General features: G+C 71.6%; 8 protein-coding genes. 2 read left to right on the forward strand and 6 right to left on the reverse strand.

Features of this window, described 5'->3' with window-relative positions; translation table 11 throughout:
* Positions 1–40 precede the first annotated feature (40 nt).
* The 3 genes from RI138_RS16735 to RI138_RS16745 all read right to left on the reverse strand — a co-directional run bounded on the left by RI138_RS16735 (position 41) and on the right by RI138_RS16745 (position 2,367).
* The gene (locus tag RI138_RS16735) at positions 41–463 is read right to left on the reverse strand and encodes a universal stress protein (RefSeq protein ID WP_096632936.1); all 423 of its coding nucleotides are present in this window, start codon (positions 461–463) and stop codon (positions 41–43) included.
* A gap of 87 nt (positions 464–550) precedes the next feature.
* Positions 551–1,270, reverse strand: a complete 720-nt coding sequence (locus RI138_RS16740; RefSeq protein WP_311120569.1) for an FMN reductase — start codon at positions 1,268–1,270, stop codon at positions 551–553.
* A 5-nt stretch (positions 1,271–1,275) separates the two neighbouring features.
* On the reverse strand, positions 1,276–2,367 hold the full coding sequence (locus RI138_RS16745) for an LLM class flavin-dependent oxidoreductase (RefSeq protein ID WP_311120570.1): 1,092 nt from the start codon (positions 2,365–2,367) through the stop codon (positions 1,276–1,278).
* 145 nt (positions 2,368–2,512) lie between these two features.
* Here RI138_RS16745 and RI138_RS16750 point away from each other — a divergent pair, with 145 nt between their 5' ends.
* Positions 2,513–2,662: a DUF6126 family protein gene (locus tag RI138_RS16750; protein WP_311120571.1), complete on the forward strand. Its 150-nt coding sequence runs from the start codon at positions 2,513–2,515 to the stop codon at positions 2,660–2,662.
* Positions 2,663–2,904: 242 nt separating this feature from the next.
* Positions 2,905–3,981, forward strand: a complete 1,077-nt coding sequence (trpS, locus tag RI138_RS16755; RefSeq protein ID WP_311120572.1) for a tryptophan--tRNA ligase — start codon at positions 2,905–2,907, stop codon at positions 3,979–3,981.
* A 122-nt stretch (positions 3,982–4,103) separates the two neighbouring features.
* On the opposite strand, the gene RI138_RS16760 is transcribed toward trpS, so the two are convergent.
* The 3 genes from RI138_RS16760 to RI138_RS16770 all read right to left on the reverse strand — a co-directional run bounded on the left by RI138_RS16760 (position 4,104) and on the right by RI138_RS16770 (position 13,540).
* Positions 4,104–6,107, reverse strand: a complete 2,004-nt coding sequence (locus RI138_RS16760; protein ID WP_311120573.1) for an NAD-binding protein — start codon at positions 6,105–6,107, stop codon at positions 4,104–4,106.
* A 169-nt stretch (positions 6,108–6,276) separates the two neighbouring features.
* Positions 6,277–11,301, reverse strand: a complete 5,025-nt coding sequence (locus RI138_RS16765; protein WP_311120574.1) for a DNA repair ATPase — start codon at positions 11,299–11,301, stop codon at positions 6,277–6,279.
* Positions 11,302–11,410: 109 nt separating this feature from the next.
* On the reverse strand, positions 11,411–13,540 hold the full coding sequence (locus tag RI138_RS16770) for a flotillin family protein (protein WP_311120575.1): 2,130 nt from the start codon (positions 13,538–13,540) through the stop codon (positions 11,411–11,413).
* Positions 13,541–13,639 lie beyond the last annotated feature (99 nt).

Consider the following 13,639-nt stretch of genomic DNA (forward strand, 5'->3'; position numbering starts at 1 on the left):
GCACCCGGACGGCTGCCGACAGCCGGGCGGTGTCCGGCGGTCAGTCGCGTACCACCGTCACCGGGCATGGAGCGTGCTGGGCGACGGTGAGGCTCACCGAGCCGAGCAGGGCGGCCTTGAAGCCGCTGTAGCCGCGGGCTCCCACCACGAGCAGACGTGCGCCCTTCGCGCGCTCCAGCAGCACCTGCGCCGGGTTGCCGATGACCACGATCTTGCTGACCTCGGCCGCTCCCTCCGCGCCGAGAGCCTCTTCCAGCGCCTCGGTCAGCGAGACGGCGGCCACCGCCTGCGGATCGAAGTCCTCCGGCATGCCCGGCATCATCGAGGCCCAGCTGGTCGCGGGGTACTCCCAGGCGTTCACCGCCTCCACGGTGTCACCGGTCAGCTCGGCCTGGCGTACGGCCCAGTGCACTGCCTTGACCGACTCCTCGGAGCCGTCCACGCCCACGACGATCCTGCCCATGCCTGCCTCCACCTGATTCCGGTCGTTCCGGCTCGGTACAGCGTCTGCCTTCACTGTAGTCAAAACAGAAAATTCGGAAGGTCTGCCTCAGTCCAGTCGTAGGTCCGCGAGCTGCTGCTCGAAGGGGACGACCGCGTCCTCCCCGTCGTGCCCCTCCCCGGCGTCCGGGCGTGGTCCGCTTGAGGCTCCGGAGACCGTACGGCCCAGGACCGCCGAGGCCAGCTCGCCGCCCGCGCGCCGGATCCGGGACGGCAGGCCCTCGGTGTACTCGTCACCGGAGGAGCCCCAGTCCTCGGAGGCCGCGTAGACGGACGTCGGTACGGTGACGGCCCGCAGGTAGGCGAAGAGGGGGCGCAGGGCGTGCTCCAGAACCAGCGAGTGCCGGGCCGTACCGCCCGTTGCGGCGATCACGACGGGCTTGCCGGTCAGCGCGGTGTTGTCGATCAGGTCGAAGAAGGACTTGAACAGACCGCTGTACGAGGCGGTGAACACCGGCGTGACGGCGATCAGCCCGTCGGCCTCCGTCACGGCCTCGATCGCCTCCCGCAGCCCGGCCGACGGAAACCCGCTGACCAGGTGGTTCGCGATGTCCACGGCGAGGTCGCGCAGCTCGACCACACGGACCTCGACGTTCCGGTCCTGGTCCGCCCGGTCCTGGTCCGCCCTGCCCTGGTCCGCCCTGCCCCGGTCCGCCGTGAGCTGTTCGCGGGTGGCGGCGGCCAGCCGGTCGGCCAGCAGCCGGGTCGAGGACGGCTGGCCCAGCCCGGCCGAGACGGCGACGACGCGCAGAGGTGTGGTGGCGAACATGGAGGTCAAGCCCCCTTTCCCAAGGATCGGGCGGCGGCTGCCGCCGGGTGGACGGGCGCGGTCTCCGGCACCCCGGTCGGCCGCAGGTTGGCGAACTCCTTGCGCAGCACGGGCACGACCTCCTCGCCGAGGATGTCGAGCTGCTCCAGGACCGTCTTCAGCGGCAGCCCCGCGTGGTCCATCAGGAACAGCTGCCGCTGGTAGTCGCCCACCGCGTCCCGGAACGTCAGCGTCCGCTCGATGACCTCCTGCGGGGAGCCAACGGTCAGCGGGGTCTCGCGGGTGAAGTCCTCCAGGGACGGGCCGTGGCCGTAGACAGGGGCGTTGTCGAAGTAGGGGCGGAACTCCCGTACCGCGTCCTGCGAGTTCCTGCGCAAGAACACCTGGCCGCCGAGTCCGACGATGGCCTGTTCGGCGGTTCCATGGCCGTAGTGGGCGTACCGGCGCCTGTAGAGGGACACCATTTTCTTGGTGTGCTCCATGGGCCAGAAGATGTTGTTGTGGAAGAACCCGTCACCGTAATAGGCGGCCTGTTCGGCGATCTCCGGGGAGCGGATGGAGCCGTGCCAGACGAAGGGCGGCACGCCGTCCAGCGGGCGCGGGGTCGCGGTGAAGGACTGGAGCGGCGTACGGAACCTGCCCTCCCAGTCCACGACGTCCTCGCGCCACAGCCGGTGCAGCAGGGCGTAGTTCTCGATGGCCATCGGGATGCCCTGGCGGATGTCCTTGCCGAACCAGGGGTAGACCGGTCCGGTGTTGCCGCGGCCCAGCATCAGGTCGACGCGGCCGTCCGCGAGGTGCTGGAGGGTGGCGTAGTCCTCGGCGATCTTCACTGGGTCGTTGGTGGTGATCAGCGTGGTGGAGGTGGACAGGATCAGGTTCTCGGTGCGGGCGGCGATGTAGCCGAGGGTCGTGGTCGGGGAGGACGGGACGAACGGCGGGTTGTGGTGCTCGCCGGTCGCGAAGACGTCCAGGCCGACTTCCTCGGCCTTCTGCGCGATGGCGAGGGTGGCCTTGATCCGCTCGTTCTCGGTCGGCGTCCGGCCGGTGGTCGGGTCGGTGGTGACGTCTCCGACGGTGAAGATCCCGAACTGCATGGCGTCCGCCTTCCTTGGTCCCGGTCGTGGAGCGGGGGCCCCGGCCGATTTGGTTGAACGTTGAACTATAGCCTGTAACGGGACCCTCGTCCGTCCTATTCCGCGCGACCCGGACCTCTTCCGGGCCCGCGCGTACCCTGGAACGGTGAGCGAGCGGGAGAACGACAGCAACGACAACGAGGCGTGGAAAGCGCGCGGAGTGTTCCTGCGCGTCTTCATCTACGTCTTCGCGACGCACCTGTTCGCCGGGTTCATCTGGATCCTCTTCTACGTGGGCGAGCACGCGCAGAAATAGACGCGTAGGCAGAAGCGGGGTCCGTACACTGGGGGCCATGACCTCCGTCCCGTGCCGAAACGGGTGGCGCTCTTCCTAGGAGCGGCCACAGCATCTGCACGGAACCAGGGCCGTTCGACAAGGACGGCCCTTTTCGCTGCCCTCGTACGGCTCTCCGCCTTCGTACGCCGCGGACACGGACACCAAGCGCACCGGCGGGGCCGTCCTCCACGCATCCACCCACGCGAGGAGAGGCACCCACCATGACGACGACCACCACCACGGCCACCGCACCCGCCACAGCCCCCACCCCCGCCGAGCGCCGCAGCGCTGAGCTGGAACAGCAGCTGGCCCAGGACCCCGCCCCCTTCCGGGTCCTCACCGGCGACCGACCCACCGGCCCCCTCCACCTCGGCCACTACTTCGGCACCCTGCGCAACAGGGTTCGCCTCCAGGACCTCGGCGTGGACGTCTTCGTTCTGATCGCCGACTACCAGGTGCTCACCGACCGGGACACCGCCGAGCGGCTGGGGGAGTACACGGACGGGCTGCTCCTGGACTACCTGGCCCTCGGCATCGACCCCGCCCGGTCCACCGTCTTCAACCACAGCGCCGTCCCCGCGCTCAACCAGCTCCTGCTGCCCTTCCTCAGCCTCGTCTCCGTCGCGGAGCTCGGCCGCAATCCCACGGTCAAGGACGAGATCGCGCACTCCCGGCAGTCGGCGGTCAGCGGGCTGATGTACACCTACCCGGCCCACCAGGCCGCCGACATCCTCTTCTGCAAGGGCAACGTGGTCCCGGTCGGTCAGGACCAGCTGCCCCACCTCGAACTCACCCGGACGATCGCCCGCCGCTTCAACGAGCGTTACGGGCATCTTTTTCCGGAACCGGACGCCCTGCTGTCCTCCGCGCCCCTCCTCCTGGGCACCGACGGCACCAAGATGAGCAAGAGCCGGGCCAACTCCATCCCCCTCGGCGCCACCGCCGACGAGACGGCCCGCCTGATCAGGGGTGCGACCACGGACGCCGACCGGCACATCACCTACGACCCCGACATCCGCCCCGGTGTCTCCTCCCTCGTCCTGCTGGCCGCCCTCTGCCTGGAGCGGGACCCGCACGAGGTCGCGGCGGAGATCGGTGACGGCGGAGCGGCTGCTCTCAAGCGGACGGTGACCGACGCCGTCAACAGCCACCTGGCCCCCTTCCGGGCCCGGCGGGCGGAGTACGCGACCGATCCGGCGTACGTACGGTCAGTGCTGCGCGCCGGCAACGAGCGGGCCGACGCTCTCGCGGAAGCCACCCTGGAGGAGGTGCGCGAGGCCATGGGCACGTTCCGGTGATCCGGTAGCGGCCCGCACAGGGACTACAAGTAGGGCCCCGCGCGGGGACTGCCACGCAGTCCCCGTACAGGGACTACGCGTACGGCCCCTGCGCAGGGACTACCCGCGCAGGGGCCAACGGACTACTGCCTCGGCTGTATCGACCGCTGTCGGCGCAGCAGTTCCGCCAGCCCCCGGCGGGTCGCTGCGATCACGACCCGGTCCTGGGCGCGCAGCACGTACCCGGGGTGCATGTCCCACACCAGCCCGGAGGAGGGCTGCACCGCCTCGCCCTCCGGCGTGTACAGGGGGAGGGCGGCGAGGTCGGGGGCGCGGTCGGCGGGCGGGGTCGCGTCGATGGCCAGGACCCGCCAGGCGCCCGGCCGGAACGCCTCCTCGACCGTGCGGCCCTCCAGCTGCGGGTGTCCCGCGACCTCCAGGGCGGCGAAGAGCATCACCTTGCGCTCGACCGGTACCGCGCCCAGGATCTGGCGGCCCATCATGGCGCCCGCGAACGACGGGGCGGCGAGGTGGGACACCGAGCGGGAGCGGGTGAGGGCCTGGGGGTGCGCGGCGCGCAGGGTGCGGTAGACGGCGGTGGCGAACTCGTCGTCGTACAGCCGCAGCGCCACCCTCAGGTCCGGCTTCACCGATCGCGCGTACAGGGCCGCTTCCAAGTTCGTGGTGTCGATGCTGGTGAGGGCGAGGAGGGCGCGGGCGCGGCGGACCTTGGCCGCTTCGAGGACCCCTTCCTGGGTGACGTCTCCGATGACGGTCGGTACGTGCATGGAACGGGCCAGGGGTATGCCGCGGGCCTCCGGGTCCTCCTCGACGACGACCACCGGAATGTCCAGTTCACGGAGGCGTACGAGAACGCGTGTACCGATCTTGCCGAGCCCCAGCAGCACCACGTGACCCGACAGTCCGCGCGGCGGGCGGCGCAGCGAGGAGGCGGTGCGCAGGGTGCCGAAGGCCTCCAGGACGGCGGCGATCAGCAGCGGGAGCAGGAGGAGCCCGGCGACGCCGGACAGGAGCTGGATGATCTGCCGGGCCGCCGGTGCGTCCTCCGCCGGGTCGTTCATGCCCAGCAGGTCGAGCAGGGTCAGGTAGGTGGAGTGGATCGCGGTGTCCTCGGTGGTCAGGAGCGAGGCGATCACCAGGGCGAGCGCGGAGGCCGCGACGCCGAGGGCCGACCAGCGCAGCCTGCGCGAGAAGACCTGGGAGAGCGGGGCGCCCCTGCCGCCCATCCGGGTCGCGGGGCGGTCCGGGTCGGCCCGGCTGATCGCTTCGAGGACGATCGTGCCCCGGCCGGTCGCGGCGGCCACGGCAACCTCGTCGGGCAGCAGTTGCGGACCTTCGTCCCCGCTGCTGTCGGAACCTTCCGAACCTGCCGGGTCGTTGGTGGTGGAGGAGAGCAGGGCGAGGGTGCACAGGCCCGGGTCGGCCGTCTCGCCGGGGCGGGGCGGGGTGCGTTCGGCGGCGCGCAGGAGCAGGCCCTCGGCCTGGATGACCTTGCTGCTGCCGGTGAGGGCGGTGGCGGCGAGTGCGGGGGCCGCGGTGTCGGCGTCGGAGAGGACGGTGGTGGAGGCGTCCAGTAACGCCGGGTCGATGCCCGGCATGGCGACGGCCGCCGCCTGGTCGAGCAGCTCTTCCAGGTGGAGCCCGAGCTTGCGGTTGTAGAGCCTGATCACCAGCCGCAGACGGGGGTTGAGCCGGCGGGCGGTCAGGGCGGCGCGGATGTTGCGCTCGTCGTCGTCGTAGACGAGCGCGAGGGCGGCCGCCCGGTCGACGCCCGCCTCCTCCAGGACGTCGTCGGAGGCTTCGGGCGCCTCCATGATGCGGACGGCCTCGACTCCGGCGTTGGTGTCGCCGCTGCCGCCGCCTGAGCCGTTTCCGTTGCCCGTGCGGTTCATCGCCGCCGACATCCGGCCGAACAGGGCGGCCGCTCGCCCCCGTTGGGTCAGCGGGGTCTCGGGGCTGTTCGCGTCGCGGCCCGGGGGCAGGAGCAGGGTGACCCGCTCCCCGTAGACGTAACGCAGCTCCACCGCGAGCCGCCGCGCCAGGGCGTCGTCCCCACAGACGATCATGTGGCCGGAGGCCGGCGGAGCGGTCGGCGGCTGAGGAGGTGGGGGCACGAAACCCAGCATGCCGTGGTCCTTTCGACTCGGTCGTCCTCGGCCGTTCCCGGTAGTTCCCGGTTGTCCCGGTCGTCCCGGTAGCTCTCTGCGCCGTTCCGCTGACTCCGCCTGCTCAGGCCTGCTGCTCAGGCCTGCTGCTCAGTCTTCCTGATCAGGCTTTCCTGCACAGTCTTCCTGATCAGTGTGGACTCCTGGTGATCTTCGCACGGTGATTCGGGGAGGCGGGCTGGTCGTTCACCGGGCCCGCCAGCAGATGCCGGGGGTCCGCCGCCCGCTGGATCGCGGTCTCCACCGCCGCGATCCGGTCCGCGAGCAGTCCGAGCGCCGCCACGGCCCGGGTCATCGGGTCGCCGTCGGGGCCGCCGAGTGCCTGCGTACGGACGTAGGAGGTGGTGATCGCTGCCCACCGCTCGGCCTGTTCGGCGGTGAGCGTTCCGCGCAGGGCGGCCAGCTTGAGGAGGTTCGCCTCGGCGCCGGTGGTGAGCGTCTGGGCCTCGCCCGCGTAGTGGTCGTCGATGACGGCGGACAGCTCGGCGTCGTTCATGACGGGGACGATCCGCTCCGCGATCTTGTTCATGTTGCGGTACGAGCCCTGGAGCCGGAACGGCGGCTCGGTGCGCGTGGCGTCCGTCTGCGCGGCCGAGGCGATGTACGCCGCGTTCACCGCGAGGACGGTCTCCCGGGCGGTGAGCAGATGGCGCAGCACGGCCAGGATGCCGTCCAACTCGGCAGCGCTGTAAGGGTGTTCCAGGTGATCCGCACGCGCCGTCGGGTCGCTGCCGCCCGCCAGCCGCACCAGCAGCGCCAGGTCGTCCCGGGAGCGGGCGGCCAGCGGGGCGAGGACGGGGTTGGCGGTCAGCGCGTTCTCCACGAAGCTCAGCGCGAAGACGTCCTCGCGGCCGCTGAGCACCTCGCCGAGGTTCCACACGTCGGCCCGGTTGGCCAGCATGTCGGGGATGCGGAACTGCTCGCCGGACTCCGTGTACGGGTTGCCCGCCATGCACACCGCGAACCGCTTGCCCCGCAGGTCGTAGCTGCGCGGCTCGCCGTCCCGTACGCCCTCGATGCGTCGGGTGGCGTCGCACAGCGGGATGAACTTCTGGAGCAGTTCGGGAGAGGTGTGCTGGATGTCGTCGAGGTAGAGGAGTGTGTTGTTGCCCGCCTCAAGCGCGAAGTTGATCTTCTCGATCTCCTGACGGGCGGTGGCGCTCGGCGCCTGGGCGGGGTCGAGGGAGGTGACGCCGTGGCCCAGGTTTGGGCCGCTGATCTTGACGAGGACCATCCCGAGCCGGTCCGCGACGTACTCCATCAGCGTCGTCTTGCCGTAGCCCGGCGGCGAGACGAGCAGCAGCAGCCCCTGCGAGTCGGTGCGCCGGTCGGCGTCGGCGGTGCCGAGCTGCTTGGCCAGGCTGTCGCCGATCAGCGGCAGGTAGACCTCGTCGAGCAGCCGGTTGCGGACGAACGCCGACATCACACGCGGCCGGTGGTCGTCCAGCCGCAGCCGCCCGCGCTCGGCGGTCACCAGGGAGGTGCGCAGCCGCTGGTACGTGCAGTAGCCGGGTACGGTGCCGGTGCGGAACTCGGCGGTCCGGGACAGGAGTTCGTCGATCCGTACGGTGAGGGTGCCGCCCGCGATGCGCGGGTGGTCGCCCAGGAGGCCCTCCACCCGCTCCGTGAGCGGCGCGTCGCACGCGTACCGCTCCAGCTCCGGGCAGAGCTCCACCGCCACGGCCTCCGCCAGGTCGCCGTCCCCGAGTCCGGCGTCGGTGGCCTCCGCGTACGGGGCGAGCCAGCCCTCCACGAGCTGGCGGCGGGCGGCCAGGTCGTCGCCCAGGGCCGCCAGGTCCTCCGCGTACACGTCGGGACCGGCCGCCCGGTGGAACCCGTCGAGGAACGCCCGGCTCGCGGCGGACCGGACGAACCCGGCGGGACCGCTCGTCAGTTCCTCGAAGAGGTACGCGGCGACCGCCCCGGGCCGTGCCGCGCCGGACGTGGCGGGGGAGTCCGCGATCGCCGCCGCCCACTCCTCCTGGAGCGCGGCGATGGCCGGGGCCAGGCCGAAGGTGTCGCGGGCGCGGGCCAGCGAGACCGCCCGCCGCGTCCAGGTCGTGCGGTGCTCCGCGTCCACGCCGTACGCCCAGAACAGCTGGGCGGTCGCGCGCACGGCAGGCTGGTGGCGCAGCAGCCCCGCGCCCCCGTGCAGGCGCAGCAGCGCACCCAGGATCGCGGTGGCGTCCTCGTCGTGGACACCCCGCGTGTACCCCTCGTCATACGCCTCGGCGGCCGACTCCCGCACCAGACGTGCCAGTTCGGTGCCGTCGAGCGATGCGAGGTGCCCGGCCCCGTGCTCGTCGAGCAGCCGGGCGGCCAGGTGCTCGGCTCGGTAGACGGAGGTGTTCTCCGAGGGGAGCAGCTGTTCCCAGTAGGGGTGGGTCGCGGCGAACGCCGGGTCGGCGACCGGGGCCCGGTAGTCCGTCCCGGTCAGCGCGAAGGCGAGGCTCTCGCCGGCAGGCACCAGCGTCAGGTCGAAGGGCTGGGTGTTCACCGCGAACCGGTGGCGGCCCAGCTTGATCACGGAACCGCCGTCCGCGTACAGCTCGGTGCGGTCACGCAGGGCGCGGCCCGCCTCCTGGCGGGCCGCCTTCAGCCGCCCGTCCAGCTCCTCCGCCCGTACGGGGTCGCCCAGTTCACGCAGTTCTCCGGCGGTCCGGCGGACCTTGGCGACCATCGGGTCGGAGGCGAAGTAGGTGTGGACGGCGTCGAGGTCGGCCAGCGCGGCCACCCGCCGGGCGATGGTGTCCAGCACGCGTTCCGCCGACCCGGCCAGCCGCTCGGCGCGCCGCGCCCGCTCGTCCTGGAGGGTCTGCTTGCGCGCCGAGAACGCCTCGTACACCTCGGTGCGGCGCTCGGCCAGCTCCGCGAGGAAGTCGTCGAACTCCGCGAACCGCGACTCCAGGTTCTCCAACTGGAGTAGCAGGCGCGCCAGTTGTTCATCGCATGTCTCAGGGGTTTCGGCGGCGGCCAGCGCCCCCGTCACCGCCTGCCCGAGCAGCGCGAACTCGGCGGCGAACTCGGCCCGCCCCTCCTTCGACAGCAGCTCCCGGCGGCGCGCGTCCAGCGTGGCACGGGCCCGGTTGGCCCCGCCCAGCACCTCCGCGATCCGCTCCAGGATCGACGTGCGCACGGTGGCGTCGCCGATCTCCAGACCTGCCACCACGTCCGTGACGGTGGCCAGCCCCTCCGTCATCGCGGACAGCCGGTCCGTCACCGCCGAGGCGTCCCGGACGGTCTCCAGCGCCCCCGCGTCCTCGACGAGCCCCGCGATGTCCTCGTGGTACCCGTCGAACGCGTCCTCGCGGGCCAGGAACGACACGGCCCGCTGGGCGGCCGACGCGATGTCGTCCTCGGTCCGGGCCGACAGCTCCGCGATCCGTTCGGCATCGGCGTACCGCATCTCGCCGATCGTCGACAGATGCCCGTGCGCCTGACGGAGTTCGGTCAGCCGCTCCACCCACGCGGCCGCCGACCCCGGCGCCTCGCCGCGCACCCGCCGCACCAGCGCGGTGATGCGTGCGGCGGTCTCCTCCAGCGCGTCGGCGGCCCGCCGGGTCAGCTCCTGTACGGCGGTGAACTCGGCCAGTACCTGCTGGGCCGTGGTTCGAAGATCCGCCAAGGGAGCTCCGAGCGCGCCCAGTTCGGGGTCGGAGAGCCAGTGGTAGCGGTCCTGGGCGCGGGCGCAGTCGGCGGCGAGCTGCCCGTACACGGCGGTCGTCGGCGTCATGTCCCGTACGCCGTGGGCGAGCGCGAGACAGTCGGAGATGCCGCGCACCAGGTCGGCGTTGCCGGTCCGGGCGAGCGGACCGGTCCCGGCGGGCCGGGACGCGGCGTAGGTGTCGGAGACGTACGGGGTCTGCCAGCGCTGCAAGGGGTGCACTCGCGCCGGACCGTCCGGGTTGTCCCGGAGCAGGATCAGCGTGCCGTCGTCGAGGAGCGCGTGCCCGCGCCCGGTGAGCGGGGTGGCGACCTCCTGGCGGATCAGGTTGTAGGGGAGGAGGAGGCTGCGCAGGCCGTCGCGGGAACGGAAGGCGTACAGCACGTCCTCGCCGTTGGGCGAGCGGACCGCGCCCTCGAAGACCGGATCGGTCAGCTCCTCGGCGGTGTCGAAGGTCTTCGCGGTGCCGGTGGTGAGGTAGTAGCCGCCGGGGAAGATGAGCCCCTGGTCCTCGGGGAGCCGGTGGCAGGACGGGCCGATGCCGTCGAGCCGCTGGACCGTGGCGAGCAGCGAGTTGAAGACCAGGTGGCGCCAGACCGTCTCCTTGTACGGGCGCACCCGCAGCAGGACCAGCGGCCCGACCTCGGCGTACTCCACGTCCGCGTCGGCCAGCGACTGGAGGGGCTCGTCGACGGGCTCCTCGTAGATCCCGTCCGGCGACTCGGTGTCGTCGGTGACCTTGACGGTCAGTGTCCCGCCGAGCGTGTCGACGTAGAGCCCGCCGCCCTTGCCGATGGCGATGTGCGGGTGGCGTCCGGGCACGTGGGCCTCCCGCCCGGCCACGGTCCACTCGAAGTCGTGCGAGGGCGGGAAGACGTGGTCCCGCTCGCCCTGCGCGTCGAGGAAGGCCCCGGGCGACCCGTCCGCCCCCAGGGCCCACCGCAGTACCCGGATGTCCTCGGCGTTCTCGCCCGTACGGAACACGGCGAGGAGCCTGCCGCCCACGCGGCGCAGGCGCAGGAGGCGGGCGTCACGGAAGTAGCGGTGGAGCGAGGAGAACTCGCGGCGGAAGCCGTCGTCGTCGAGGAGCGTGGTGCGCGGCTCGCTCGCGTCGTCGTCCTGCGGCCCCTGCGCCCCGTCCGGCCCCCGAGGTCCTTCCGGCCTCGCGTCCCGTACGAGGAGTACGTCCTCGACCCCGGCCTCGCCGCTCGCCCCCGGCCCCCGCTCGAACCCGAACAGCAGCTGCCCGCCGACGGCGATGAGGTCACGCGGGACGGAGGGGTGCCCGGTGCGTACCCGCTCGGTGGACAGGAGCCGCAGCTCCGTCGAGCCGAACTCCTCGGTCCGCCGTACGTTCAGCGCCTCGGCCCGCCGGACCAGCTCGGCGGCCTGCGCGCCGAGCCGTCGCCGCAGCACCTCGTAGGCACCGGCATCCACATCGCCCTCCCCGCCCTGGGGCGCGGTGGCGGTGGCGGTGATGTCGCTGTCCATGCGTACGGCTCCCTACGTGTTTCTTCCTGCGAATCCAGCCCGCCCGGCGTTGGCGGACGGAACCCTCGTCCACGGCGGGGCTGCCCACCGCGGACGAGGGTGACATCGGCTACCCGAGCGCCCCGGCCCCGTTGCGGGAGGCGGCCTCGGCGGCCGGAGCCACCGGCGTACCGTTCGCCAGCGTCGACACCGGCAGATCGGCGAGACCCAGGTCCTTCGCCGCTGCCAGCAGCTGCTGCACCTGGCCCGACGCGGCCCCCGACGACGACCCCATCAGCCGCATCAGCAGTGCCGACACCGTCAGATTCTGTACATCGCCCGTGGAGAACGAACCCAGCACCCGGGTCAGGTCGTCCGTGAAGGAGGACGAGCCGTCCAGCCACGGGCCGGCCAGCGCCTGCGCGGTCTGCGAGTTCTGCATGAACCCGTCCACGCCCTTGCCGAGCGAGACCGAGGAGACCAGCCGGTCGAAGAAGACCGAGTCGCCGCCGACGATGTCGATGTCGGCGTTCTCCAGCCCGGTCGCGAGGACCGTCGCCTGCGCCTCGGCGACCTGCCGCTGGACGTCCAGCCCGGCCAGCCGGATCTCCTTCTCCGCGTCCAGCCGGAGACGGTACTCCTCGTGCGTACGGGACGCCTCGTCCAGGGCCGCCATCGCGGCCGCCTTCTCCGTGAGCCCCGCGGCCTCCGCCTTCAGCTTCTCGCCGATGACCGCCGCGTCCGCGGTCGCCTGGGCCTGGGTGCCCTCGGCGTTGGCGAGCGCCTTGAGCCGGGCGCCCTCCGCCTCGGCCTTGAGCCGGGCCGCCGTGGCCTCGGCCTCCGCGAGACCGGCCTTCTCGATGACCTCCGCCTCCGCGTCGCGGACCTGGACGGCGGCCAGTCCGGGTGCGGCCGACTCGGCCTGCACACCTTCCGCGAGCCGCAGCTTGGCCTGGGCGTCGAGGTCGGCGGTCTTGAGCCGGGCCTCGGCGAGCGTGAGCTGCTCGGCCGCCAGGTGGGTGGAGGCCGCTTCCGCCGCCTCGGCCGCCTTGATGTCCTTGACCAGCTTCTCCTGGGCCTCCGCCTCGGCGGCGATGATGACCGACTTACGGGCGCGCTCGGCGTCCTCGACGGCGCGCAGGGTGAGGATCGACTCCTCCTGCTCGGCGACCGTACGGTCCACCGCGATCCGCTCCCGGATGACGTCGGCGACCTCGCGGCGCTCGGCCTCGACCTCCTTCGTGGCGGCGATCCGGTTCAGCTCGGTCTCGCGCTCGCGCCCGATGACCTCCAGCATCCGGTCCTTCTCGATGCGCTCGCTCTCGACGGCGATGACCCGCTCGCGGTTCTTCTGCGCCACGGCGATCTCACGCGCCTGGTTCTCGCGCTGGATGCCGAGCTGCTCCTCGGTCCTGATGAACGCGGTCTGCGCGCCGAGCCGCTCCTCCTCCTGCACCCGCGCGGTGGCCGACTCCTCGCGGGCCCGCAGGCTCTCGACCTCGCGGCGCTGCTTGATCTCCGCCTCGGCCTGCCGGCGCTCCAGCTCCAGGATGGTCTCCCGGGCGTCGACGTCCTGCCGGGTGATCTCCTTCTGCTCGGTGCGCTGGAACTCGTTGGTGCGTACGTGCTCGATCGCCGTCAGCTCGGTGATCTTCCGGATGCCCTGGGCGTCGAGGATGTTGGCGCCGTCGAGCTGCGCCATCGGGGTCTGCTCCAGGAAGTCGATGGCGGCGTCATCGAGGTGGTAGCCGTTCAGGTCGGTCCCGATGACCCGGATGATCCGGTCCCGGAACTCCTCGCGCTTGGTGTACAGGTCGACGAAGTCGAGCTGCTTGCCGACGGTCTTGAGGGCCTCGGAGAACTTCGCGGAGAAGAACTGCTGGATGGCGTCCTTGTCGCTGGCCCGTTCCGTACCGATGGCCTGCGCGACCTTGATGACGTCCTCGACGGTCTTGTTGACCCGGACGAAGAAGGTGATCTGGATGTCGGCGCGGATGTTGTCCTGGCAGATCAGTCCCTCGCGCCCGGCGCGGCGGATCTCGATCGTCTTCACCGAGATGTCCATCGTCTCGGCCTTGTGCAGCACCGGAAGGACGACGGCACCGGTGAAGGTGACGTCGACCTTCTTGGTCTTGGAGATGATCAGCGCCTTGCCCTGCTCGACCTTCCGGAACAGCCGGGTGACGACGAAGGCGATGGCGATGACGATGAGCAGGACAACGGCGATGAGCACGCCGATGCTCAGGGAGATGGCATCCATAGAGAGTCCTTGACGGCTGGTTGGTACGGAAGTGGCTTGAGGAGGGCGCCTGCCGACGACCGGTCACCTGCGAGCGGTCATGTGTGACCGGTCACCAGC

The sequence above is a fragment of the Streptomyces durocortorensis genome, from assembly GCF_031760065.1.
Classification (GTDB): Bacteria; Actinomycetota; Actinomycetes; order Streptomycetales; family Streptomycetaceae; genus Streptomyces.

Coding starts and splice junctions, on each gene's coding strand:
- RI138_RS16740 (WP_311120569.1), bottom strand. CDS start 1,270: ATGTTCGCCACCACACCTCTGCGCGTCGTCGCCGTCTCGGCCGGGCTG.
- RI138_RS16735 (WP_096632936.1), bottom strand. CDS start 463: ATGGGCAGGATCGTCGTGGGCGTGGACGGCTCCGAGGAGTCGGTCAAG.
- RI138_RS16770 (WP_311120575.1), bottom strand. CDS start 13,540: ATGGATGCCATCTCCCTGAGCATCGGCGTGCTCATCGCCGTTGTCCTG.
- RI138_RS16745 (WP_311120570.1), bottom strand. CDS start 2,367: ATGCAGTTCGGGATCTTCACCGTCGGAGACGTCACCACCGACCCGACC.
- trpS (WP_311120572.1), top strand. CDS start 2,905: ATGACGACGACCACCACCACGGCCACCGCACCCGCCACAGCCCCCACC.
- RI138_RS16765 (WP_311120574.1), bottom strand. CDS start 11,301: ATGGACAGCGACATCACCGCCACCGCCACCGCGCCCCAGGGCGGGGAG.
- RI138_RS16760 (WP_311120573.1), bottom strand. CDS start 6,107: ATGCTGGGTTTCGTGCCCCCACCTCCTCAGCCGCCGACCGCTCCGCCG.